This is a genomic window from Brenneria izbisi (genome assembly GCF_025840185.1).
Taxonomy (GTDB): Bacteria; Pseudomonadota; Gammaproteobacteria; order Enterobacterales; family Enterobacteriaceae; genus Brenneria; species Brenneria izbisi.
On the sequence record NZ_JAMPJU010000010.1, the window covers coordinates 25,044 to 49,388 of the forward strand.

Consider the following 24,345-nt stretch of genomic DNA (forward strand, 5'->3'; position numbering starts at 1 on the left):
TTAATTTCGGTTACGGTTAACTTTTATTACATCCGGCATTACGCGGATCTTACGCATAATATTCGCCAGATGAACGCGATCGAGCGTAGTGAGGCGGATAAACGCGCTATATACGCGCCCGTCTCTTTCTTCCGTATTGATGCTTTGAATATTGGAATTCGCGGCGTTGATCGCCGCAGTCAGGTTAGCCAATGCGCCCTGATGGTTAAACATATCCACTTTGATTTCGGCAATAAACTCTTGCTCGGTCGCTTTATCCCATTCAACCGCCATGAACTTCTCCGGTTCTTTCTGGTAACCGCGGATGTTACGACAGGATTCGTGGTGGATCACCAGCCCCTTGCCGGGGCTGACGTGGGCGATAATCGGATCGCCGGGGATGGGACGGCAGCATTTCGCGAAGGAAATCATCACGCCATCTGCGCCTTTAATTGGCAATTTGCGCAGCCCGGTAGTCCCTGTCGGCGATTGTTCATTGAGCAGGTTTTTCGCCACCACCACACTCATGGCATTACCCATGCCGATTTCCGCCATCAGATCATCCAGCGTCGCAAGTTTCATTCTGTCCAATTCCAACTGAATGCTCTTTTGTGGAATATCCGACAGTTTATGGCCGCTACCCAGTGCGTGACTTAGCAAACGTCGTCCCAGACTGACGGAGTCATCGCGTTTGAGGTTTTTCAGCATTTGCCTGATTTTGGCACGCGCACGGGAACTGACGACGAAATTCAGCCAGGCGGCATTCGGTCTTGCGCCCGGCGCGGTAATAATTTCAACGGTTTGTCCGCTGGTCAGCGATTGAGATAATGGATAGGGCTGCCGATCGACTCTGGCCCCGACGCAGGCATGGCCAATATCCGTGTGTACGGCATAAGCGAAATCCACCGGCGTCGCGCCTGCTGGCAATTCCACAATCCGGCCTTCCGGCGTGAACACATACATTTCGTCTGGAAACAGATCAGACTTAACGCTTTCGATAAACTCAAAGGAGCTACCCGCGCTCTGCTGTAATTCCAGCAGGCTTTGCATCCAGCGTTGCGCACGAACCTGCGCGGTGGTGCTGCTTTCGCCTTCCTTGTAAGCCCAATGCGCCGCCACGCCCATTTCCGCCATTTGATCCATATCATCGGTACGGATTTGTACTTCCACCGGCACGCCATGCGGACCAATTAGTGAGGTGTGCAGCGATTGGTAACCATTGGCTTTGGGGATGGCGATATAGTCTTTTACTCGTCCGGGACGCGGTTTATACAGACTGTGTACCTGGCCCAACACGCGATAACAGGTATCCACTTCTTTAACGATCACCCGAAAGGCGTAAATATCCATAATCGAATGGAAACGCTGTTCTTTCAGGTGCATTTTGCAGTAGATCGAGTACAGGTGCTTTTCACGACCGCTGACGCGACAGGTGATCCCGGCTTCGGTCAGGCGCCCCTCAATCTCGGCGAGGATTTTCTGGATCATCTCTTTACGGTTACCGCGGGCCGCTTTGACGACTTCTTTAATCACGCGGTAACGGTTGGGATAGAGCGCTTCAAAACCCAGTTCTTCCAACTCGGTTTTTAGATGATGAATACCCAGACGGTGCGCCAGCGGGCTATATATTTCCAGCGTTTCGCGGGCAATACGGCGCCGTTTGTCCGGGCGCAGTGAACCCAGCGTGCGCATGTTGTGGGTACGGTCAGCCAGTTTGATCAGAATGACGCGGATATCCTGCACCATCGCCATGATCATTTTGCGAAAGTTTTCAGCCTGCGCTTCTTTCTTATCGCGGAACTTCAGCTTATCCAGCTTGGAAACGCCCTCCACCAGTTCAGCAACGCTTTTACCAAAAAGCTGTTCCATATCCTGATAGGTGGCGGGTGTGTCCTCTATCACATCATGTAATAACGCGGCCATCAGCGTTTCATAGTCGAGACGCATCTCGGCCAGGATACAGGCCACCGCGACCGGATGAGTGATGTAGGGTTCACCGCTGGAGCGAGTCTGCCCCTCGTGAGCATCACGTGCGACGAGATAAGCCTGCTGTAAACGTTTTATCTGGTCTTCCGGCAGATAACGTTGAATCAGCAGATTAAGGCTTTCAAAAATGTACAAAGGCGACTCGTGGTCTAATTAACGACGGCCTTCAGCAATTGCGGTAACCGCCTGAATTTCCGCGGCTTCCTGCTCTTGCTGTTCCTGACGGTCACGAACGTCCAGAATCTGGGCGTTGATCAGACCTTCTTCGATCTCGCGCAACGCGATCACGGTGTACTTATCGTTTTCTTCCGGGACCAGCGGTTCTTTACCGCCAGTTTGGATCTGACGGGCGCGACGAGCAGCGACCAACACCAGGTCAAAACGGTTACCAATTTTCTCTACAGCGTCTTGAACAGTTACGCGTGCCATAAATGTGCTACTCCACAGGAAATAAAATGACTGCGCATCATACTGAAAGAGGCGTCAGTCTGCCAATAGTTTGGTGATTAATGCATCATGCCGTATTTTTTGTCTGCCTAAACGCAGACGTTCAGCGCGAATAATGGTTTTCAGATCCAGCAAAGCCAGATCGAAATCGTCATTCACAATTAAATAATCATACTCGCCGTAGTGCGTCATTTCAGCCACCGCCTGCGCCATGCGGCGGGCGATCACGTCTTCGCTATCCTGACCACGGCCACGCAGTCGGCGCGCCAGTTCCTCTTTTGACGGCGGCAGAATGAAAACACTGCGCGCTTGCGGCATCTGGGCGCGAATTTGCTCAGCACCTTGCCAGTCAATATCCAGGAAAACGTCTACGCCTGTCGCGAGTATCTGTTCAATGGCAAGCCGTGATGTTCCGTAGTAATTGCCGAAAACTTCAGCATATTCCAGGAATTCGTTCGCCTGAATCATACGCCTGAATTCATCAGCCGAGACAAAGAAATAGTGCTCGCCGTGATTCTCTCCCGGCCTTTGGGCGCGAGTGGTATGTGAAATCGATACCTGCGTGTCATAAAGCGGCTGCGTTTTTAATAGCGCCTGAATCAAACTTGATTTTCCGGCCCCACTGGGAGCGGAAACGATATATAACGTTCCTTGAGCCATAGTGACGTTTTGTTACTTGCGATTAGTGGAATATACCCATCAACTTTCAGGCTGACGATGAGCAGCACATTGAAATATATTGGATACAGATGCGACGGGACGCGCATTTCTCATATTATACACACCGGGACGCCCCCAGTCGCGCTGCGATAAATCTCATCGCCCAATGTTTTTCTTTTATGCCACCTGATTTCCTTTCTGCCAACAGGTTTACTTCGATTTGCGTGGCGGATTCCGGTGATTTTCCCCTTGTTTGCAAGCCATAAATCATCTTGCGAGGCGCTTTGCATTTTTCCTTTTTCGCGCTCGTTTTACCTTTATCACTGCGTTTTACTACGGCTCTTTCTTACGGAGGTGTATGTGATGCGTTGCTGGCTCAGGCAGTTATTCCTTTTCGTGTTGTCCGGTTTTACCAGTTGCGCCCTGGTCGCCGCCCCGGTTTGCCCGGATTGGCCGACGGCGCGAGTGGATAACGAAATCGATGCATTGCGCAAGCAGTTGGAACGCTGGGATGACGCTTACTACCGGTTGGGCCAGAGCCAGGTTGAGGATGAGATCTATGACCAACTCAGAAAGCGGTTGAACCATTGGCAAATCTGTTTTCAACCTGATGCCGAGGCCGCTCGTATCACCCTGCCCGATAACGGTAAACAAGTTCATCCGGTGGCGCATACCGGTTTGAAAAAGCTGTCCGAACGCGGACAACTGACGCAATGGATACAACAACGTAAGGAGGATGTCTGGATCCAGCCAAAAATAGACGGTGTGGCGGTAACGCTGGTTTATCGGCAGGGAATACTGCTATCAGCCATTAGCCGGGGAAATGGCCTGCAAGGTGAGGACTGGACAGCCAAAGTGCGTGATATTCCAGATATTCCGCAAACGCTGGAAAACTCGCCTGAGTCAATGGTGCTGCAAGGTGAGCTTTTTCTTAAGGCGACTGATCATAGACAACAAATACAAGGCGGAATTAATGCCCGCTCGTTGGTCGCCGGAGAAATGCGGCGACGTCAACCCTCGCCGATACGATCGCGCATCGGCGTTTTTATCTGGGAATGGCCGGATGGCCCGCCGACGTTGCCTGATCGTTTAGCAGGGTTACGCGTCATGGGATTTGGCATGGCTGCCGGCTATACCCATCGCATTTCATCATTCAGGGAGGCTGAGAAATGGCGGGATGTCTGGTATCGCAGTCCCTTGCCTTTTGTGACCGACGGCGTGGTGATGCGGCAGGGCAAGACGCCGGAGGGACGCGCTTGGCGCGATACGCCAGGCGATTGGGCCATAGCCTGGAAATATCCGCTGGTGCAGCGGGTGGCTGAGGTAAATGGCGTGACATTCTCGGTTGGCCGGACAGGGAAAATTACCGTGGTGCTGAAACTTAATCCGTTGCAATTGGATGACAAGTCTGTGCGCCGGGTCAATGTGGGTTCTCTATCGCGCTGGAGGCAATGGGATGTGTTGCCGGGAGATCAGGTCACGGTGAGTTTGGCAGGACACGGGATCCCCCGCCTGGATGGTGTGGTCTGGCGAACCGTGGAACGCCAGACCATTATCCCGCCGACAGAAAGTGATTTTCATCCCTTCAGTTGCTTTCATTACAGCAGGGGGTGCCAGGCGCAGATGATTGCCCGGCTATCCTGGCTGAGTGGTGATCATGGGCTCAATCTTGGCGGTATCAGCGCGGGCATATGGCAGCATCTGGTACAACAAGGCATGCTGAGCGATGTTTTATCCTGGCTCAAGCTGACGTCAGAACAACTCAAATCAGTGGCGGGAATGGGGAACAAGCGGGCTGATGACATTTATGAGCGTCTGCAAATGGCTCGTCGCCAACCGCTGTCACGCTGGTTATTGGCGCTGGGAATACCTGTACCGAAATCCGCCGGAAAAGCGCTGGAAAATGCCAGTTGGTTGCAGTTACAACAGCGTACTGTATCGCAATGGCAGCAGTTTTCAGGTATCGGCGCCAAGCGTGCTGAAGAGATCATGGCTTTTTTGCGGCATCCGATCATTGTTGAACTTATTGCACGTTTGCGTCGTGAAGGGATCAAAACATAGCGTGTTAATGATGAGCAATAGCGCTTGTTAAAGGAAGTGAAATGGGGGTCAGCGTTTTAACGTCAGGAGAGTAGAGTTTTGAAACCAAAAATAGCGGTGTGCGAGTCATCCCCCGACGTTATCCCTTTATGGATTTTAATTCTGACAATTAAAAACTTTGTTTTGCTATTATCTAATATTTTATTTTTTTATGGTTAATTATTCTATGTAAAGAAAAAATTCCTCTTTTGATGGTGTGAACTCCAGAATAGTGCCGCTGTCCTATAGCTTCAGATAATAAAAGAAGTTTACTGGAGCGCTTGCTGCAATGAAGTTTGTTCACTCTTTATCACACCAGAAGCTATCAATTGTACTGGCAATTTATATCGGCTTTTTCCTTAACCTTTCTGTTTTTTATCGGCGGTTTGACGTTTTTTCCATTTCGGCGGGTAAAACGCTCCCGATGTTTATTCCCGCTCTGATAGAACTGACCGCCTGTATATTGTTCACCTTTTTTCTGATGCGCATCCTTTCTCTTGGCGGACGCTCTTTTTATCGTGTGGTCGCATCGCTGTTGGTATTGATTTCTGTTGCCGCCAGCTATTACATGACGTTTTTCAATGTCGTTATTGGCTACGGTATTATCGCTGCGGTAATGACAACTGATATTGACCTCTCGAAAGAAGTGGTTGGATTAGATTTTGTGCTGTGGATGGTCGCGGTCAGCGCGTTGCCGATGTTTCTGATCTGGAAGAATGGATTGCGTCATACGTTGATTGAGCAACTGGCTTCGCCCGGAAAACGCCTGATGCCAGTGGTGGTTTTGGCGGTGGTGGTGGCGCTTGTCTGGTTGCCAATTCGCTATATGGACAAGGTTCAGTCGATATCGGAAAAACTCGCCAATGTTGATCTCCCCAGTTACGGTGGAGTGGTGGCTCACTCTTATCTTCCTTCCAACTGGATATCGGCATTAGGTTTGTTCGCCTACACCAAATATGACGAAACGCAGGACTCTTCAAACCTTTTCGATCCTGCTAAGAATTTTACGTACATTCCGCCCAAAGGGATTGAGGATACCTACGTGGTTTTCATCATTGGTGAAACAACCCGCTGGGATCATATGGGGTTACTAGGATACGAACGGGATACGACACCCCAGTTATCCAAGGAGCGGAATCTGGTCGCTTTCCGCGGTAAGTCTTGTGATACCTCAACCAAACTTTCCATGCGCTGTATGTTCGTGCGCGAAGGGGGGGCGGAAGATAACCAGCAGCGGACGTTGAAAGAGCAAAATATTTTTGCCGTACTGAAAGAACTGGGGTTCTCCTCTGAGCTTTTCGCGATGCAAAGTGAAGTGTGGTTCTACAACAGTATTGAGGCGGATAACTACTCTTTCCGCGAAATGATTGCGTCTGAAAAGCAGAATGACGGAAAATCCGTGGATGATATGTTGCTGGTGGATGAAGTAAAAGAGTCACTGGCGCGCTATCCGAAAGGTAAGCACCTGATTGTGTTGCATACCAAGGGTTCTCATTATCTTTACTCCATGCGTTATCCCCGCAGTTATGCGCGCTATCAGCCGGAATGTATGGGCGTGGATGCGTCATGTACGCGTGAACAGTTGATTAATGCATTTGATAACAGCGTGCTGTATACCGATAACTTTATTAAGCAAGTCCTCGATCAGGTCAGGGATAAAAAAGCGTTGGTATTTTATGCCGCCGATCACGGTGAATCCATTGATGACAATTACCACCTGCATGGTACGCCGCGTGATATGGCGCCACCGGAGCAGTTCCGTTCGCCGATGATGGTATGGGCATCAGACAAGTTTCTGGCTGAATCCGATAATATGCGTGCCTTTGATCAACTGAAGGCTCAGCAACGGATTGGTAAAATTCATCGGCACGAAGAGTTGTTTGATACCATTTTGGGATGCCTGGGATATACCTCGCCTGATGGTGGTATCAACCCGAAAAATAACTGGTGCAGCAGACCATCCCGTTGATGATATCCTCGACAGGGATGTCGGTTTAACGCGGATAGCGGGCGGCGTGAACACTTAATAAACAGGCATAATCCTTTTTCTAAAAAGGGATTGACGCTTCAATAGGGTAGCAGTAATATGCGCCCGCACTCGGTGAGTGGCGCAGCCTGGTAGCGCACTTCGTTCGGGACGAAGGGGTCGGAGGTTCGAATCCTCTCTCACCGACCAAATCGACTTTCGGTAGGTATCAGATACCACCGGAAAGTACCAAGAAACCCGCATCCTGTCTGGATTGGCGGGTTTTTTATTGCCTGTTATCTATCGGTGTACCTCGTTTACCGCCGGAAAGTTTAGTTATACGCGTCTATGATGATGCGATGAAACGATTACGCTAATCCATCCCTTATCATGGCTGGCCCCTCTTATTGTTTCCATGATATTCCAGCATGTATGGGGTGGCGGGTTATTATCCTCCCGCCCTTTGTAATCAGCGGGTTAGCGTTGTTGATCGTCGGGGGGATTTTTCATTATCAACGCTTCAAGCGGCTTATGACCGTTGTAATGCAGCCAGACGTTCAACGAGTCGTTATCCATAGGTTTGGCATACAGAAATCCCTGCATGTAAACGACGCCGCGTTGCCTCAGATAAGCCAACTGCTGGAGGGTTTCCACCCCTTCGGCGAAAATTTTAAGATCCATGCGATGGCTCAGGTTGATGATGGCGTCAAGTATCGGCGCTTCCTCGTCCAGCGAGGAAATCGCACTGATAAAACCACGATCGACTTTCAGATAATCCAGCGGAAAATTTTGCAGATAAGAGAGGGAGCAGTGTCCGGTGCCAAAATCATCAATCGCTATCATGAATCCGTTCGCCTGCAATTGATGCAGTCGCTGGATAACCTCAGGACCATTGCTGATAAGACTCCGTTCCGTCAGTTCCAGCGTAATGCTGAGTTGATGGCTGGAAACCGTTTCTTTGAAGGCGTTTACATCTGCAATAAAGTCAGGATGTTGTAAGTGCTCTGCGGCGACATTCAGGCCCAGGTGAAAGCCGGGCGTGACGCACCAACGGGTGACGTCTGCGGCAACCAGTTTAAATAAATGCCGGGTTATAGGAATGATCATCCCTTCTGTTTCGGCGGCGGCAATAAAAATATCCGGTTTTATCCATTGTCCATTACTGCGTCGCCAGCGCATCAGCGCTTCGACGCCAATACAGGATTGCGACGTTATGTCGTAAATCGGCTGGTAGTAAACCGAAAACTCGCCTTTGTCGATACCCTTACGAATTTCGTCGCGAAAAAGAAGTTTTCGTTTTTGCCGATACCAGATGGTAGCGGTAAAAAATAGCGAAAGCATGAGCGCCATGGGCAGGAAGGTGGAAAACGTCCGTTTCCAGGAGCGAACGGATTCTGTCTTTGGCGCCACAACTCGGATGGAAATGGGAAATTGCTCCGACTGCATTTCAAGTTCGGAAGTGGAAAACACGCCGGACTCCAACGGGATAGTGGGGCCAGCCTGTATCGGATAGCCGTTATCCACCGTTAGGGTGATCTGGTAGCCCCGTGCATCGCCAACCGCCAGCATCAGGTCAATCATATACTGGGCATCAATCATCACGTAGGCGCCGTAACCAGTGGACGGCATTTGAGCGAAAAGCACCCCCGGTCGGTTTACCGTATTGGCTATCGACATGCTCCATTTCTCTGGTCGTGTTGTCGGTAGGGGATATTGCAGCAATGTCGCCATTGATGTGTTCACATCGCCAAAAGTCGATGAACAGTAAATGTTGGTATCCTTAATAACGCCAATGGAGCGAAAGTAGGAAAATGTGGCGTCTAGGCGTTGTAGCTTTATACCTATTTGATCACAGCTTTGCCCTTTGAAGCGCAGAAGATGATCTATCATGCCCCAGGCTTGTCGTGAGATGTTTTCTGCGTGATGCAAAGAGATGAGAGCGGTGGATTCGAGATCTCGCTTGACCATCACCCTCGATTCAACAAACGTGAACAGTAATCCGAGTAATAAAGGTAATACCACAGCGACCAGTAGCGGCAATCCTTTGTACTGGCATGCTCCCTTTCTTAATTTCATCCGCATCTCCTTTTTGGGCGGCTCCTGTCCTTTGAGAATACGTGAGCCGATAGCAGTGGCAAGCTTGTCGATGCGATAAGAAATGTTACATATTCTTAATGCGTCACGGATTTGAATTCAATCACTTTTTTCGAATTTTTCACTATATGGTCTTTTTATGGATAAGGGGGTCATGGGTACGCTATAAATAGTCCCTCCCACTAAGTGGAAGACTTTCTGGTTCCGATTATACGTACAACAGAAAATATTCGTCATATAGCGGATGGTATTGCTGATGATGAATGGAGGCGTTGTTGCTTTAGTTCTGAGAGAATTTGTGTTCCGCCAGCGCTTGCGCACAGGCCCAGGCTGAGCTCCATGCCCACTGGAAGTTGTAGCCGCCGAGCCAACCGGTGACGTCGACAACTTCACCAATGAAATAAAGTCCTGGTACTTTATGGGCTTCCATCGTTTTGGAGGAGAGCTCGCGGGTGTCTACGCCGCCCAGTGTGACCTCTGCTGTCCGATAGCCTTCCGTTCCGTTGGGTTGCACCCGCCACTGCTGGAGGTTGGCTTCAATTTGCTGCTGCTGGGCGTGATTTAACTGTTTCAGCGTGACATCAGGCAGTTGTCCCAGTGTTTGCAGGCATTCCACCAGACGTTTAGGGAGCCACTGCGCCAGTGTGTTCTTCAGGCTTTGATTCGGGCGGGATAGCCGTTCATCATTAATCCGCGCGGATAAATCCTGATCGGGCAGTAAATTAATGGTGATGAATTCACCGGGCTGCCAATAGCTGGATATTTGCAGCACCGCCGGGCCGGAGAGACCGCGATGGGTAAACAGAATATTTTCCCGGAATGTTACTCCGTTTTCTTCAGTGATCAGGGCAGGGACAGAGACGCCCGATAGCGTCTGCAAGTGCGCCAGCAAGGGCTTGTGCAGCGTAAATGGCACCAAAGCGGCGCGGGTAGGCAAAACAGTCAACCCAAATTTCTGCGCCAACTGGTAGCCGAATGGCGTCGCGCCCAGTCCTGGCATGGACAGACCGCCGCTGGCGATGACCAGTGCATCACTGTGCAGGGTGACGCCGCTGGCTAATTGCAAAATAAAGGTTTGGTCTGATTTTTCCACCGAGCTCACTTCGCTGCGCAATCGTATCGTCACGTTGGCCTTTTCGCATTCCGTCAGCAGCATATCGACAATCTGCTGGGCGGAATCATCACAAAACAGTTGGCCGAGAGCTTTTTCGTGATAGGCGATCTGGTGGCGGTTCACCAGGCTGATGAAATCCCATTGGGTATACCGCGCCAGCGCGGACTTGCAGAAATGCGGATTTTGCGACAGATAGGCCGCAGGTTCGGCGTACAGATTAGTAAAGTTGCAGCGTCCGCCCCCGGACATCAAAATTTTGCGCCCGGCTTTTTTCCCATTATCGAGCAACAATACGCGCAGTCCGCGCTGCCCTGCCTGCGCCGCGCAGAATAACCCGGCTGCTCCGGCACCAATAATGACGACGTCGAACTGTTCCACGATGCTTTCTCCGGTTAAGGCTTGAGTATTTTCTCACGGAGCGGGTGACCATGAGGGGCGGCAAATTGTAATGTCCGTTTTTGGCGGATGCCAGTGTAACAATTTGCGCGTTTGGGTAAAAATATGTAACACATTGATTCTTATTGGTTAAAGGCTTACTGTGTTGTGATGTATTAACGACTAAGTCAAAAAAAAGTCATATTTCCCTTTTCCCAACCCCTGCTTGTCGCAGATAATGCGCCGCGTTCATGACCACTAAATGGCCTAACGCTTATGCTACATTTATTTGCCGGACTAGATTACTACACCGGCCTGATGTTAATTCTGGCTTTACTGTTTGTCTTATTCTACGAAGCTATCAATGGCTTCCACGATACAGCAAATGCTGTCGCTACCGTTATCTATACCCGCGCGATGCGCGCGCAGTTCGCCGTTGTGATGGCTGGCCTGTTTAATTTTTTAGGGGTGTTGCTGGGCGGATTAAGCGTTGCTTACGCAATTGTCCACCTGTTGCCTACCGATTTATTACTGAATGTCAGTTCCGCGCATGGTTTGGCGATGGTTTTTTCCATGCTGCTGGCGGCGATCATCTGGAATCTCGGAACCTGGTATTTCGGTATTCCGGCGTCGAGTTCACACACCTTGATCGGCTCTATTATCGGCATCGGTTTAACCAACGCGCTACTGACGGATACGTCGGTGGTGGATGCGCTTAATGTGCCTAAGATGATCAGTATTTTTCTGTCGCTCATCCTGTCGCCGATTGTAGGGATGATCGTTGCCGGACTGATGGTGTTTTTATTGCGCCGTTTCTGGAGCAACAGCAAGAAACGCAAACGCGTTCACCTGACGCCGGTCGATCGGGAAAAGCAGGACGGTAAGCGCAAGCCGCCTTTCTGGACGCGTACCGCGTTGATTTTATCCGCTATTGGGGTGAGTTTTTCCCACGGCGCGAATGACGGTCAGAAAGGTATTGGTCTGATCATGCTGGTGCTTATCGGTGTGGCGCCCGCCGGATTTATTGTCAACATGAACGCGTCCGGCTACGACATCAGCCGAACCCGTGACGCGGTCATCAATTTGCAGGAATACTATCAGCAGCATGGTGAAGCGCTGGCGCATGTTATCGATCTTTCGCCGCCGCTTATCCCCACGCCGGAAAAAACGATTCCGGCAAACGGGCAGACTGAATTTCATTGCGACAGTTCACGCGTCATGCTGGCGATTGACCATACTCAGGCCCTGTTGAGCAACCTGAAAAGCTATGATCAACTGAGTGCGGACGATCGCGGCAAGGTACGCCGGCTATTGATGTGTATTGCCGATACCATGGACCGCATTATCAAGTTGCCGGAAACCCCGTCGGAAGATAAACGTTATCTGAGCAACCTGCGTAAAGATCTGTTGCATACCATCGAATACGCGCCGATCTGGATCATCATTGCGGTCGCGCTGGCCCTCTCGCTGGGTACGATGGTGGGTTGGAAACGTGTCGCCACTACCATTGGCGAGAAGATTGGCAAGAAAGGCATGACCTATGCGCAGGGCGTTTCCGCACAGGTTACCGCTGCGTTGTCGATTGGTGTGGCGAGCTACACCGGGATGCCGGTTTCGACGACTCACGTCTTATCATCGGCGGTTGCCGGGACAATGATTGTTGATGGCGGCGGCGTTCAGAGTAAAACGGTGAAAAACATTCTGTTGGCCTGGGTGCTGACATTGCCGGTTTCGTTGATGCTGTCCGGCACGCTGTATTGGCTGGCGTTAAAGCTGATCTAATGTGAGAAAAAGCATGACATATAAAAAAGGCGATTCTGCAACGGATCGCCTTTTTGCTGTTTGTCGGTTCATTATTTCATTACCAAATTGGCTTCAGTACCAAATCAGCATCGCAATTAAACTGATGACGACCAATCCACACAGCGCGGTTGTCAGCAGGAACTGTCCCCTTACCCTTTCGCAGCGGCGTATAAATTCAGGATCATGATGTTCAAGATAACGTTGTGCGTAGATATAACGTACCAGCCTGATTTGTTTGCTTGGCTGACCATGTGATGTAAAAAAACCACCCCCATCGACGTATTGATAAAGCAGCGGATCGCAATCACGCAGAACCAGCAGTAATACGCGTAATGAGGAATAATATCGCGCCATATTGATGATACAGACAACACATAAAGCCCAGAAAAGCGCAAATGTACTGATCATGCTCCCCTCCCGGTTGGTATTATTCGTCAGGGGTCATCGCGCACGGCATATTTGTCGGCGATGAACCTGCGAATACTTATGCCACACGTTTTCACGCGATTTTATCGTATCAGGCGAATCAACTATCCCGATGTCTCGCCTTATTGCCATTTTCACCTGTCGAGCGTGACGGAATAAACTTGCCACTCTCTTTTTTATTGTAGAAGAGGAACGCCTTTTTTTACCATACCCGCAGGCACTATCGTGCGACTAGGCTATTTTCTCCAACGTAGTGTCCGTTTTGAAAGAAGAACTCCGGTGATTTAATGACGAAAAGAAGCGATTTCTACTACACTTATCAATAATATTAAGAAGATTGAAAGGTATTGCGCTATGGGTTTTTTGTTAAAACCCGGCGTTGTGATCTGTTGAACATATCCATGAGACAGCGAAGTGCTATCATATAATCCGCTGTTAAGTATCAGATTGGCAGGAGAAATATCTGCTGACCATTAATTAGTCTTTATGGAAGGAGTCTCATTATGGCTTACAAACACATCCTTATTGCTGTCGACCTTTCCCCTGAGAGTAAAGTGTTAGTGGAAAAAGCGGTCTCAATGGCAAGACCGTATAACGCCAAGGTTTCTTTAATTCATGTCGATGTGAACTATTCCGATCTCTATACCGGTCTGATTGATGTCAATCTGGGGGACATGCAGCAACGAATCTCTGAAGAAACGCAGAGTGCGTTGATCGAACTATCACAGAATGCGGGCTATCCCATTACTGAGACGCTCAGCGGTAGCGGCGATCTGGGTCAGGTACTGGTCGATGCGATCAGAAAATATGATGTGGATCTGGTGCTGTGCGGTCACCATCAGGATTTCTGGAGCAAACTGATGTCTTCCGCGCGTCAGCTTATAAACACCGTCCATATCGACATGCTGATCGTTCCGCTGCGCGACGAGGAAGACGACTGAAAGTTAACATTGTTTAATCATTTTTTAGCAGACAAACAGGCATGGCCGACAAGCGATGTCTGTTGTTATTTCATGCAGTCAGATGGTTATTTTATGCCGTCAGACGTGGAACGTTGCCTTATTCCATCGCCTGCGGCAGATAAAAATCGAAACGATGGCTTTTGGTTTCGAGCGTTGACTGCGCCGCAACACCCGCCAGCGGCGGCGCGTAATCTGGCCGTTTCACCACGACGCGTTTCTTTGCCAACGCGCGAGCCGGCGCCAGCAGCGCATCGGCGTCTTCATCCGCACCGACCAGTGACTGAAACACCCGCATCTCTTTTTTCACCAGTGCGCTTTTTTGCCGGTGGGGAAACATTGGGTCGAGATAGACCACGTCCGGCGGCGGCGTGATATCACTCAGCGCGGTCAGGCTGGAGGCGTGCAACAGCGTCAGCCGCTCGCGCAGCCACGGGCCGATCTCCGCATCCTGATAACCCCGTCGCAGCCCGTCATCCAGCAATGCCGCGACCACAGGATGACGTTCCAGCATCCGCACATGACAACCCAACGACGCCAGCACAAACGCATCTCGCCCCAATCCCGCCGTAGCGTCCACCACATCAGGCCGGTAATCTTTTTTGATGCCCACCGCTTTGGCGACGGCCTCGCCGCGACCGCCGCCGAAGCGACGGCGATGCGCCATTGGTCCGCTAACGAAGTCGACATAAATGGCGCCGAGTTTGGGTTCATCCTGTTTACGTAATTCCAACCGCGCGGGCGTCAGCACCAGCGCCATCATCGCGGAGGGATCGCAAAGCAATCCCCAGCGGTCAGCCAGCAGGGATAAGGCGCCGGAGTCGGCGCCGTCCTCTGCCATCAGGCAAATATTCATTCTTTAATGCCGTAATGGTGCAGCATGGCATCCAGTTTGGGTTCCCGGCCCCGGAAGCGTTTGAACAGTTCCATCGGCTCTTCGGAACCGCCGCGCGACAGGATGTTATCCAGGAATGACTGACCGGTGCCGCGATTGAAAATCCCTTCTTCTTCGAAACGGGAATAGGCATCTGCTGCCAGCACGTCAGCCCACAGATAGCTGTAATAGCCTGCGGCGTAACCGCCCGCGAAAATATGGCTGAAAGCGTGCGGGAAACGGCCCCAGTCAGGACTTGGCACCACGGCGACCTGCGCCTTGATTTCGGCCAGTGTCGGCAGGATTTGCGCGCCTTGGGCGGGATCAAACTCGGCATGCAGACGGAAATCGAACAGGCCGAACTCCAACTGACGCAGGATAAACAACGCCGCCTGATAGTTTTTCGCCGCCAGCATTTTATCCAGCAATTCCTGCGGTAGTGGTTCACCGGTTTCGTAATGGCCGGAAATAAAGGCCAGCGCTTCCGGTTCCCAGCACCAGTTTTCCATGAACTGGCTCGGCAGTTCGACGGCATCCCACGGTACGCCGCTAATACCCGCTACCCCAGCGGTATCGATCTGCGTCAGCATATGATGCAGCCCGTGACCGAACTCATGGAACAAGGTGATGACTTCATCGTGAGTGAACAACGCTGGCTTGCCGTTGACCGGACGGTTGAAGTTGCAGGTCAGGTACGCGACCGGCTTTTGCAGATCGCCATTGCCTTTACGCAATTTGCCAACGCAGTCATCCATCCAGGCGCCGCCGCGCTTATGTTCGCGGGCGTAGAGGTCGAGATAGAAGCTGCCGCGCAGTTCGCCGCTTTCATCAAACAGATCGAAGAAACGCACCTCTGGATGCCAGACTTCCACATCTTTGCGCTCTTTTGCCGTAATACCATAAATACGTTTCACCACCTCAAACAGACCCGCTACGGCGCGTTGTTCCGGGAAGTATGGGCGTAGTTGCTCATCGCTGATGGAATACAGATGCTGTTTTTGCTGTTCGCTGTAGTAGGTGATATCCCACGGCTTTAATTCATTCACACCGTAGTTTGCTTTGGCGAAAGCGCGTAGCTGCGCCAACTCTTCTTCAGCCTGGGGACGGGCGCGTTTTGCCAGATCGGTCAGGAAATCGATAACCTGTTGCGGACTTTCCGCCATTTTCGTGGCCAGAGATTTATGCGCGTAGCTGTCGAAACCAAGCAGTTGGGCCAGTTCATGACGCAGCGCCAGTTCTTCCGCCATGATGTCGCTGTTATCCCATTTCCCGGCATGCGGGCCTTGATCGGATGCGCGGGTGGCATAAGCGCGATACATTTCTTCGCGCAGCGCCTGATTGGAGCAATAGGTCATTACCGGCAGGTAACTGGGGATATCCAGTGTTAGCAGCCAGCCATCCTGCTCTTTGGATTCAGCCAGCGCTTTGGCTGCCGCCAGCGCGCTTTCCGGCATACCGTCAAGTTCAGCGATATCCGTCACCAGCTTGCTCCAGCCCATGGTGGCATCCAGCACGTTGTTGCTGTATTGCGAACCCAGTTCCGACAAGCGGGCGGCGATTTCACCATAGCGCTTCTGTTTTTCTGGCGGCAGACCGATACCGGATAATTCAAAATCGCGCAATGCGTTATCGACGGCTTTCTTCTGCGCAACGCTCAAGGCGGCATAATGTTCGCTGTCTTTCAGGCTGCGATAAGCCTGATAAAGTCCGGCGTGCTGACCTACCCAGGTGCTGTATTCAGATAACAACGGCAAGCACTGTTCATAGGCGGCGCGTAATTCCGCGCTATTTTTTACTGCGTTCAGGTGGCTGATGGGCGAAAAAATGCGGCTAAGATGATCATCGCTGTCTGCCAGCGGCTGACAAAGGTTGTCCCAGGTGAACGCACCCGACTGTGCAACGACGCGTTCTACCGTTTGACGGCAGGCTTCCAGCGCGGTTTTTATCGCCGGGACAATATCTTTGGTTTTAATTTGGGAAAACGGGGGCAAGGTGAATGGAGTCAGTAATGGATTCGTCATGGCGCAGTCCTGATTATCGTGTCGGTGATTGGTGCATCTTGATTATTTAAGATGAGGTCTGGTGTCGGGAAAATCAATGGTTAACCATGCCGACCGGTTTGTTTTCAATGCGTCGCATTCATGATGAATAAATTTCATGTTTACAAACGACGCTGAAGAGGATTCAACCAGTAAACACCCTGTGACGTGGTAATCTTTCTCTACTAACGACATTAATTACGCTGAAAAAAAGAGATGAATCACATGACCACATTACATCCATCGATCCCGCCGTTTCGCGCTGACGTTGTTGGCAGCTATCTGCGGCCTGCCTATCTTCATGAGGCGCGCAGCCAGTTTGCCAGGGGCGAACTGACGGCGGAGGCATTGAAAAATATTGAAGATAAAGCGATTACGGAACTGGTCGAAAAACAGAAACGAGCCGGCTTACAGGTTATTACTGATGGCGAGTTCCGCCGTAGCTGGTGGCATCTTGATTTTATGTGGGCGCTGAACGGCGTCGAAAAGACATCGATCTCAAAAGGTTATGTGTTTGCGGATAAGGAAACGCGCGCTGAAACCGCCAGGCTTACCGGCAAGATCTCTGGCGAAAAACACATTTTTGTCGAGCATTTTAAATACCTTCTCAAGTTTGCCGAGCCGGGGATCACGCCGCGTATGACCATCCCGGCACCCGCGCAATTTCTGGCGGAGTTACAGCGTCCTGATAATAAAGCGTTGACCACATCCATTTACCCGTCTGAAGACGAACTGGTGGCGGACATCGCCAGCGCCTACCGTACTTTTATCCAAGAAATTTATGCCGCTGGTTGCCGCAACCTGCAACTGGACGACTGTACATGGGGCATGCTGGTCGATCCGAAGTTTGCTGGCGCGGGCGCGGCGGATACGCCGAAATCCACCGATGACGGATGTGGTTGCGGACACTCGCACGTCGAGGCGCCGAACAATAACGTCAGCGCGCTGGCTGAGTTGTATCTGAAGGTCAACAATGCCGCTATTGAGGGCGCGCCAGCGGATTTGGCGCTGACGACCCACGTTTGTCGCGGGAACTATCACTCCTCCTGGGCGGCAAGCGGCGGTTATCAGCCGGTGGCCGGGGTTCTGTTCGCGCGGGAAAATGTCGCGGCGTACTACCTTGAGTTTGATACGGAGCGTTCGGGGGATTTCTCCCCGCTGGCGCAGGTTTCCGGGAATAAGCAGGTTGTTCTGGGGCTGATCTCCTCCAAGGTTGGCGAACTGGAAGATAAGCAGGCGGTGATCGAGCGTATCCATGAAGCGAGCCGCTATGTTCCATTAGAACGTTTATGTCTCAGTACGCAATGTGGCTTTGCCTCGACGGAAGAGGGCAATATTTTGACCGAAGAACAGCAGTGGGCGAAAATCGCGTTGGTAAAAGCGATCGCTGATGAGGTGTGGGGCTAAGCATTTCTTAACGCGGAGCGGGTGGTGACCTTAACGCCTGCTCCGTATCCATCATCGGGCCTTATGTGCTTCTCTTGTCAGTCGGTTAACTTTTTATCGGCCAGACGGTTTATACTGGCGACCATAGAGCCGTATTTTTCAGACAGCAAGAGAACCCAATGCTAAGTTACCGCCATAGTTTCCACGCTGGCAACCACGCCGACGTGCTGAAACACACCGTTCAGAGCCTGATCATTACCGCGCTGAAAGAGAAAGATAAACCTTTTCTGTATCTGGATACCCATGCGGGCGCCGGACGTTACCAGTTTCGAGGGGCGCACGCCGAACGGACAGGAGAATATCAGGACGGGATTGCAAAAATCTGGCAGCGCGATGATATTCCGGTTGAACTCGAACCTTATATGCGGGCGGTGCGTACCTATAATCATAACGGGCAACTGCGTTATTATCCCGGTTCTCCGCTGATTGCCCGCCAGTTGCTGCGTGAGCAGGACAAAATGCATCTGACGGAACTGCATCCCAGTGATTTCCCGTTGTTACGCAATGAGTTTCAAAAAGACGTGCGTTGCAAAGTGCTGCGCGAAGACGGCTACCAGCAGTTGAAATCACAACTGCCGCCGCTTTGCCGTCGCGGTTTTGTACTGATTGATCCGCCTTATGAACTGAAAACCGATTATCAGGCAGTGGTGAAAGGCCTTCAGGAAGGACACAAACGTTTTGCCACCGGCGTATATGCACTGTGGTATCCGGTGGTATTGCGTCAGCAAATCAAACGGCTGCTGAAAGAACTGGAAGCCACCGGCATTCGTAATATTCTGCAAATTGAACTGGCTGTAAGGCCGGATAGTGATCGGCACGGTATGACCGCTTCCGGGATGATTGTCATTAATCCGCCGTGGAAACTGGCCGCGCAGATGAAAAGCATACTGCCCTGGTTGCATAGCGTGCTGGCGCCGGCGGGAACAGGCCACACGCTGGTGGAGCAAATCGTCCCGGAGTAAGCGGCGGCGTCGTATCGGTTAGCGTGATTTGATTTTTCCTATTATAACCATAGGCATAATCTTTATAGGCTGCGGTGCGGCAGCGTTACACTCTAGGCAAATTTTACTCACTTAAGCATGGATACTCTGATGACCAGACACTATGACTACCTTGCCATCGGCGGCGGCAGCGGCGGCATCGCCTCGATTAACCGTGCGGCGATGTATGGGCAAAAATGTGCGTTGATCGAAGCAAAATATCTGGGCGGAACCTGCGTCAATGTCGGCTGCGTGCCGAAAAAAGTGATGTGGCATGCGGCGCAGATCGCGGAGGCGATCCATCAGTACGGGCCTGATTACGGGTTTGATACCACGGTGAATCAATTCAACTGGGATACGCTGGTAAAAAACCGTAGCGCTTACATTGATCGTATCCATCAGTCTTACGACAACGTGCTGGGTAAAAACAAAGTCGATGTCATTCAGGGTTTTGCCCGTTTTATTGATGCGCATACGGTGGAAGTAAACGGTGAGCAAATCACCGCTAATCATATTTTGATTGCCACCGGCGGCCGCCCGACGCACCCGGATATTCCGGGCGTCGAGTATGGCATTGATTCCGATGGCTTCTTTGAACTGAATGCGTTGCCGAAGCGTACTGCGGTGGTTGGCGCAGGCTATATTGCCGTGGAAATTGCCGGGGTGCTGAACGCGCTGGGTTCAGAAACGCATCTGTTCGTGCGTAAGCATGCGCCACTGCGCAGCTTCGATCCGCTGATTGTCGATACACTGACAGAGGTGATGAATAGCGAAGGGCCGACGCTGCATATTGAGTCCATTCCTGAAAGAGTAGTAAAAAATGCCGATGGCAGCCTGACGCTGCAACTGAAAAATGGTCGGTCACATACAGTCGACTGCCTGATTTGGGCAATTGGCCGCGAGCCGGCAACGGATAATCTGAACCTTGAGGTGACCGGGGTTGAGCTAAACGACAAAGGCTATATCAAGGTCGATAAATTCCAGAACACCAGCGTACCGGGGATCTATGCGGTGGGCGATAACACCGGCGCGGTCGAGTTAACACCAGTTGCTGTGGCGGCGGGGCGTCGTTTGTCCGAACGTCTGTTCAACAATAAGCCGGATGAGCACTTGGATTACAGCAACATTCCAACTGTCGTGTTCAGTCACCCGCCGATCGGCACGGTCGGGCTGACCGAGCCGCAGGCGCGCGAACAGTACGGCGACGAGCAGGTGAAAGTGTATCAATCCTCTTTCACGGCCATGTACACCGCGGTCACCCAGCATCGCCAGCCGTGCCGTATGAAGCTGGTTTGTGCAGGCAAGGACGAGAAAATCGTGGGTATCCACGGTATTGGTTTCGGCATGGATGAAATGCTGCAAGGCTTTGCGGTGGCGCTAAAAATGGGCGCGACCAAAAAAGACTTCGACAATACTGTTGCTATTCATCCAACGGCAGCGGAAGAGTTTGTGACCATGCGTTGATCTCCATTCGAGAGGTTTCCTGGCGAATAATCTAGGCAGGAGCCTCTTAATTATGGTTGGTTGTTTTTTGACATATTTATTGTGATTATTATTATCCTTATATTGCCAGCAGGTTTTTATCATTGTTAAGATTTTTATCCACACAAAATTTATTTTTATACTCACTTAATAGTTCTTATTCCTTTTAAGCTAGCTTTATCTCTGCTAGTGTGATTTTTAAAACAATCTATACCTGAAATATTTCCTTATCGCTTGATGGCTACAAAAGTGATGTCATTCAAATCACATGAATAACCCAAGGAATGATGTTATGAGCTATAAGGCGCCCCAAAAAATACCCGCCATTATAATCCAGCAGAATAGTATTGGCAGACGGCAGATTTGCCGGCGTTTCTTCACTGCCCTCAAAGATCATACCGGGTTTGACTTCCCCGGTATCGGATCAAACGAAAGAGTAATTGATTTTAGTTATACCCGTTATCATGCATTCTCAGCTAAGAATCGTGTGAAGGGATTGCCCTTTCTTTTTTGATACACAGGAAGACGTTATCTGTCCTTGGTTGTCACCCTGATTTTTTTGAACTGTCCGTATTCTCTGACTGGTTTGGGTTGTACAGTAGCTAATTGCTGTCTGATTGGATGAGAGAGTTCTTATGTCGGTAAAAGATTGGCTGCTTGCGCTTTGTGTGGTGATTTTATGGGGGGTAAATTTCGTCGTAATCAAAATCGGCCTGCATGATATGCCGCCTTTCTTGCTCGCCGGATTGCGTTTTTCGCTGGTGGCGTTGCCGGCGATCTTTTTTATTCCGGCGCCCCGTATCCCTTTTCGCTGGCTGCTGGTGTATGGCATGACCATCAGCTTTGGTCAGTTCGGTTTCCTGTTTTTCGCCATTAAACTGGGTATGCCGGCGGGGATCGCGTCGCTGGTGCTACAGGCACAGGCGTTCTTTACATTACTGGTGGGGGCGGTGCTGCTGTCGGAAAAACTGCGCTGGAATCATGTTGTCGGTATTCTGGTGGCGGCAGGGGGGATGTTTGTGCTGGCGGAAGGACGTACCGACGGGCAAATGGCCTCCGGCATGACGGTCACCACGCTGTTGCTCACGCTGGCCGCCGCATTGTCATGGGCGTTCGGCAATATCAGCAACAAAATCATCATGAGCAGCAACCGCGGCGTAAACATCATGTCGCTGGTGGTGTGGAGCGCATTGATTCCCATCCTGCCTTTCTTCGTGTGTTCATGGCTGTTTGAAGGCCGGGAAGTGATGGTCTCCAGTCTGGTTGGTATCCAGCTTCCGACTATTCTGGCGCTTATCTATCTGGCATTTTGCGCTACGATTATCGGCTATGGCATCTGGGGAAACCTGCTGGCGCGCTATGAAACCTGGCGGGTTGCCCCGTTGTCGCTGCTGGTGCCGGTCACGGGGCTGATAAGCGCCGCTATTTTTCTTAACGAAGGATTATCGTCGCTACAGATTGTCGGCGCAGTGATGATTATGTTGGGGCTGGTGATCAATGTATTTGGCTCTCGTCTGTGGGCGTTGATGCCGGCTAGACAACGGTGATATGACATCATACGAACAGGGTAAAGGAGTGGCAATGGCATTAGGAAAATGGCTTTTTTCGTTAAGCGTGGCGGCACTGTTGCTCAGCGGCACGGTACAGGCGGCGTCCGCGCCTGCGGTAGAGGCGAAAAACGGCATGGTGGTCAGTTCGCAATATCTGGCCTCACAGGTTGGCGTCGATATCATGAAGATGGGTGGGAACGCCATTGATGCCGCGGTTGCCGTCGGATACGCGCAGGCAGTGGTCAACCCGTGTTGCGGCAATATTGGCGGCGGCGGGTTTATGACCATCCATCTGGCTGATGGAAAAGACATTTTCATCAACTTTCGTGAAATGGCGCCTGCGGCGGCCAATGCAGACATGTATCTTGATGCCGCGGGTAACGTGAGGAAAGAGTCGAGCCTGTATGGTTATCTGGCGGCCGGCGTACCGGGAACAGTGCTGGGGCTGGACACGGCGCAGAAGAAATATGGCAAGCTAAGCCGCGAGCAGGTCATGGCGCCAGCCATCAAGCTGGCGCGTTACGGTTTTGAACTAACACGAGCAGACACGGATATTCTGGATACCACCGTCAAACGTTTCAAAGATGATCCTGAAGCGGCGCGCATTTTCCTGCGTTCAGATGGCAGTCCGTTACAGCCAGGCGATAAACTGGTGCAGCGTGATTTGGCGAACACGTTGCAGGCCATTGCGGATAACGGCCCGGACGCTTTCTACAAAGGAAAAATTCCGCAAGCAATAGAGCAGGCGGCGCGGCAGGGCGGCGGGATTCTAACCGCGGCGGATTTTGCCAATTATCGTATCGCTGAAACCGTACCCGTCAAATGTGATTATCGCGGTTATCAGTTTATCTCTGCGCCGCCGCCGAGTTCAGGCGGGGTGACGCTGTGTGAGATCCTCAATATTGTGGAAGGCTATGATCTGAAAGCGATGGGGTTCAATTCCGCGGCCTCGGTACATGTGCTGACTGAGGCAATGCGCCATGCTTATAGGGATCGCAATACGTATCTTGGCGACCCGGATTTTGTCAGTAATCCGTTAAAACAGCTGCTCAGTAAAGATTACGCCGCCGAGATCCGCAAAAAAATCGAACCGGAAAACGCCACGCCCTCGCAGCAGGTTCAACCCGGCATCGGACCACACGAAAGACCGGAAACCACGCACTATTCCATCGTGGATAGTCAGGGAAATGCCGTCTCCACGACTTATACGGTCAATGGGCGTTTTGGTTCGGTGGTGATTGCGCCGGGAACCGGTTTTTTCCTCAACAACGAAATGGATGATTTCACTACCAAAGTGGGGACACAGAATCTGTATGGGTTGGTGCAGGGGGAACGGAATGCCATCGCCCCTGGTAAGCGCCCACTATCATCCATGAGCCCTTCGTTGGTGACAAAAGACGGCAAGATCTTTTTAGTGCTGGGTTCACCGGGCGGATCGCGCATTATCAGCATCACCTTGCAAACGGCGCTGAATATCATTGATCACGGTATGGCGCCGCAGGAGGCGGTGGATGCGCCGCGTATTCATCATCAATGGCTGCCGGATGAAGTGTATTATGAGCAGCGCGGGCTTTCCGCCGATACGCTGGCGTTGTTAAAGCAGCGTGGTTACCAGATGGTGGAGCAAACGCCGTGGGGCGCGGCGGAGTTGATTATGGTCGGTTTGCCGGGCGCCGTGGGCGTGACGCCAGCCAACTCCGGCAACGATTCCGCAGTTTCCGGCAAGGTGCGCGAAGGTTATCTGTACGGCGCCAATGATATTCGGCGTCCGGCAGGCGCGGCGATCGGTTATTGATGTCTGCGCGCGGGTTTGCCCGCGCGCGTTAATGATATGAGAAAGATTTTGATATCAATAAGATACATATTAAGATTTCTCGATGGCGATTGGCGCAGAGTAAAGTGGCATTGATTCGATATGCAGTTCAGCCTGACCAGCGGTATGAACTTTATTGACATGCGCGGCTTTAAAACCTGCAACGAGACCTTCATTCAGATCACTATAGGCTTTGATTTTCTGAGCGCCGGTGAAATCGCCGGCTCCCCTTTTCTGAGCTTTTTCCGCCGATAAACCCGATGACGTACCCCA

General features: G+C 51.3%; 18 protein-coding genes and 1 tRNA gene. 11 read left to right on the plus strand and 8 right to left on the minus strand.

Going from position 1 to position 24,345, the window contains the following annotated elements; all coding sequences use genetic code 11:
* Genes spoT through gmk form a run of 3 tightly spaced genes read right to left on the minus strand, consistent with a single transcriptional unit; the run spans position 1 to position 3,072 of the window.
* Positions 1–2,100, minus strand: coding sequence for a bifunctional GTP diphosphokinase/guanosine-3',5'-bis pyrophosphate 3'-pyrophosphohydrolase (gene spoT, locus NC856_RS13025; protein ID WP_264090862.1), 2,100 nt, complete (start codon positions 2,098–2,100; stop codon positions 1–3).
* An 18-nt stretch (positions 2,101–2,118) separates the two neighbouring features.
* Positions 2,119–2,394 (minus strand): DNA-directed RNA polymerase subunit omega, encoded by a 276-nt coding sequence (gene rpoZ, locus NC856_RS13030; RefSeq protein ID WP_113868913.1) that lies wholly within the window; start codon positions 2,392–2,394, stop codon positions 2,119–2,121.
* 54 nt (positions 2,395–2,448) lie between these two features.
* Complete coding sequence (gene gmk / locus NC856_RS13035; RefSeq protein ID WP_264090863.1) at positions 2,449–3,072, minus strand: guanylate kinase; 624 nt, start codon at positions 3,070–3,072, stop codon at positions 2,449–2,451.
* Between the two features lie 363 nt (positions 3,073–3,435).
* Between gmk and ligB the strand changes: the two genes are divergently transcribed.
* From ligB to NC856_RS13050, 3 genes are all read left to right on the plus strand, one after another.
* Positions 3,436–5,133 carry an NAD-dependent DNA ligase LigB gene (gene ligB, locus NC856_RS13040; RefSeq protein WP_264090864.1) on the plus strand — a complete coding sequence of 566 codons (1,698 nt, stop codon included), beginning with the start codon at positions 3,436–3,438 and terminating at the stop codon, positions 5,131–5,133.
* A gap of 307 nt (positions 5,134–5,440) precedes the next feature.
* Entirely contained in the window at positions 5,441–7,120 is a 1,680-nt protein-coding gene (gene eptB / locus NC856_RS13045; RefSeq protein ID WP_264090865.1) for a kdo(2)-lipid A phosphoethanolamine 7''-transferase, read from the plus strand.
* Between the two features lie 130 nt (positions 7,121–7,250).
* A tRNA-Pro gene (locus NC856_RS13050) sits at positions 7,251–7,327 on the plus strand.
* Positions 7,328–7,594: 267 nt separating this feature from the next.
* On the opposite strand, the gene NC856_RS13055 is transcribed toward NC856_RS13050, so the two are convergent.
* Positions 7,595–9,193: an EAL domain-containing protein gene (locus NC856_RS13055; protein WP_264090866.1), complete on the minus strand. Its 1,599-nt coding sequence runs from the start codon at positions 9,191–9,193 to the stop codon at positions 7,595–7,597.
* Positions 9,194–9,491: 298 nt separating this feature from the next.
* Positions 9,492–10,703, minus strand: coding sequence for a BaiN/RdsA family NAD(P)/FAD-dependent oxidoreductase (locus tag NC856_RS13060; RefSeq protein ID WP_264090867.1), 1,212 nt, complete (start codon positions 10,701–10,703; stop codon positions 9,492–9,494).
* Positions 10,704–10,976: 273 nt separating this feature from the next.
* Between NC856_RS13060 and pitA the strand changes: the two genes are divergently transcribed.
* Positions 10,977–12,482, plus strand: a complete 1,506-nt coding sequence (gene pitA / locus NC856_RS13065) for an inorganic phosphate transporter PitA (protein WP_264090868.1) — start codon at positions 10,977–10,979, stop codon at positions 12,480–12,482.
* A gap of 93 nt (positions 12,483–12,575) precedes the next feature.
* Here the strand turns inward: pitA and uspB are convergent, their stop codons facing one another.
* Positions 12,576–12,911, minus strand: a complete 336-nt coding sequence (uspB, locus tag NC856_RS13070; protein WP_113869514.1) for a universal stress protein UspB — start codon at positions 12,909–12,911, stop codon at positions 12,576–12,578.
* Between the two features lie 521 nt (positions 12,912–13,432).
* Between uspB and uspA the strand changes: the two genes are divergently transcribed.
* Positions 13,433–13,870 carry a universal stress protein UspA gene (uspA, locus tag NC856_RS13075; protein ID WP_264090869.1) on the plus strand — a complete coding sequence of 146 codons (438 nt, stop codon included), beginning with the start codon at positions 13,433–13,435 and terminating at the stop codon, positions 13,868–13,870.
* 118 nt (positions 13,871–13,988) lie between these two features.
* On the opposite strand, the gene rsmJ is transcribed toward uspA, so the two are convergent.
* On the minus strand, positions 13,989–14,744 hold the full coding sequence (rsmJ, locus tag NC856_RS13080) for a 16S rRNA (guanine(1516)-N(2))-methyltransferase RsmJ (RefSeq protein ID WP_264090870.1): 756 nt from the start codon (positions 14,742–14,744) through the stop codon (positions 13,989–13,991).
* Positions 14,741–16,783 carry an oligopeptidase A gene (gene prlC, locus NC856_RS13085; RefSeq protein ID WP_264090871.1) on the minus strand — a complete coding sequence of 681 codons (2,043 nt, stop codon included), beginning with the start codon at positions 16,781–16,783 and terminating at the stop codon, positions 14,741–14,743. The genes rsmJ and prlC overlap by 4 nt, the downstream gene beginning before the upstream one ends.
* Before the next feature lie 243 nt (positions 16,784–17,026).
* Between prlC and NC856_RS13090 the strand changes: the two genes are divergently transcribed.
* From NC856_RS13090 to NC856_RS13115, 6 genes are all read left to right on the plus strand, one after another.
* Entirely contained in the window at positions 17,027–18,208 is a 1,182-nt protein-coding gene (locus tag NC856_RS13090; RefSeq protein WP_264090872.1) for a uroporphyrinogen decarboxylase/cobalamine-independent methonine synthase family protein, read from the plus strand.
* A gap of 158 nt (positions 18,209–18,366) precedes the next feature.
* Positions 18,367–19,209: a 23S rRNA (adenine(2030)-N(6))-methyltransferase RlmJ gene (locus NC856_RS13095; protein ID WP_264090873.1), complete on the plus strand. Its 843-nt coding sequence runs from the start codon at positions 18,367–18,369 to the stop codon at positions 19,207–19,209.
* A 129-nt stretch (positions 19,210–19,338) separates the two neighbouring features.
* Positions 19,339–20,691, plus strand: a complete 1,353-nt coding sequence (gene gorA / locus NC856_RS13100; protein WP_264090874.1) for a glutathione-disulfide reductase — start codon at positions 19,339–19,341, stop codon at positions 20,689–20,691.
* 653 nt (positions 20,692–21,344) lie between these two features.
* A complete protein-coding gene (locus NC856_RS13105) occupies positions 21,345–22,256 on the plus strand; it encodes an EamA family transporter (protein ID WP_264090875.1) in 912 nt (303 codons plus the stop codon).
* 34 nt (positions 22,257–22,290) lie between these two features.
* A complete protein-coding gene (gene ggt, locus NC856_RS13110) occupies positions 22,291–24,054 on the plus strand; it encodes a gamma-glutamyltransferase (RefSeq protein ID WP_264090876.1) in 1,764 nt (587 codons plus the stop codon).
* A 120-nt stretch (positions 24,055–24,174) separates the two neighbouring features.
* Complete coding sequence (locus NC856_RS13115; RefSeq protein WP_264090877.1) at positions 24,175–24,327, plus strand: hypothetical protein; 153 nt, start codon at positions 24,175–24,177, stop codon at positions 24,325–24,327.
* Positions 24,328–24,345 lie beyond the last annotated feature (18 nt).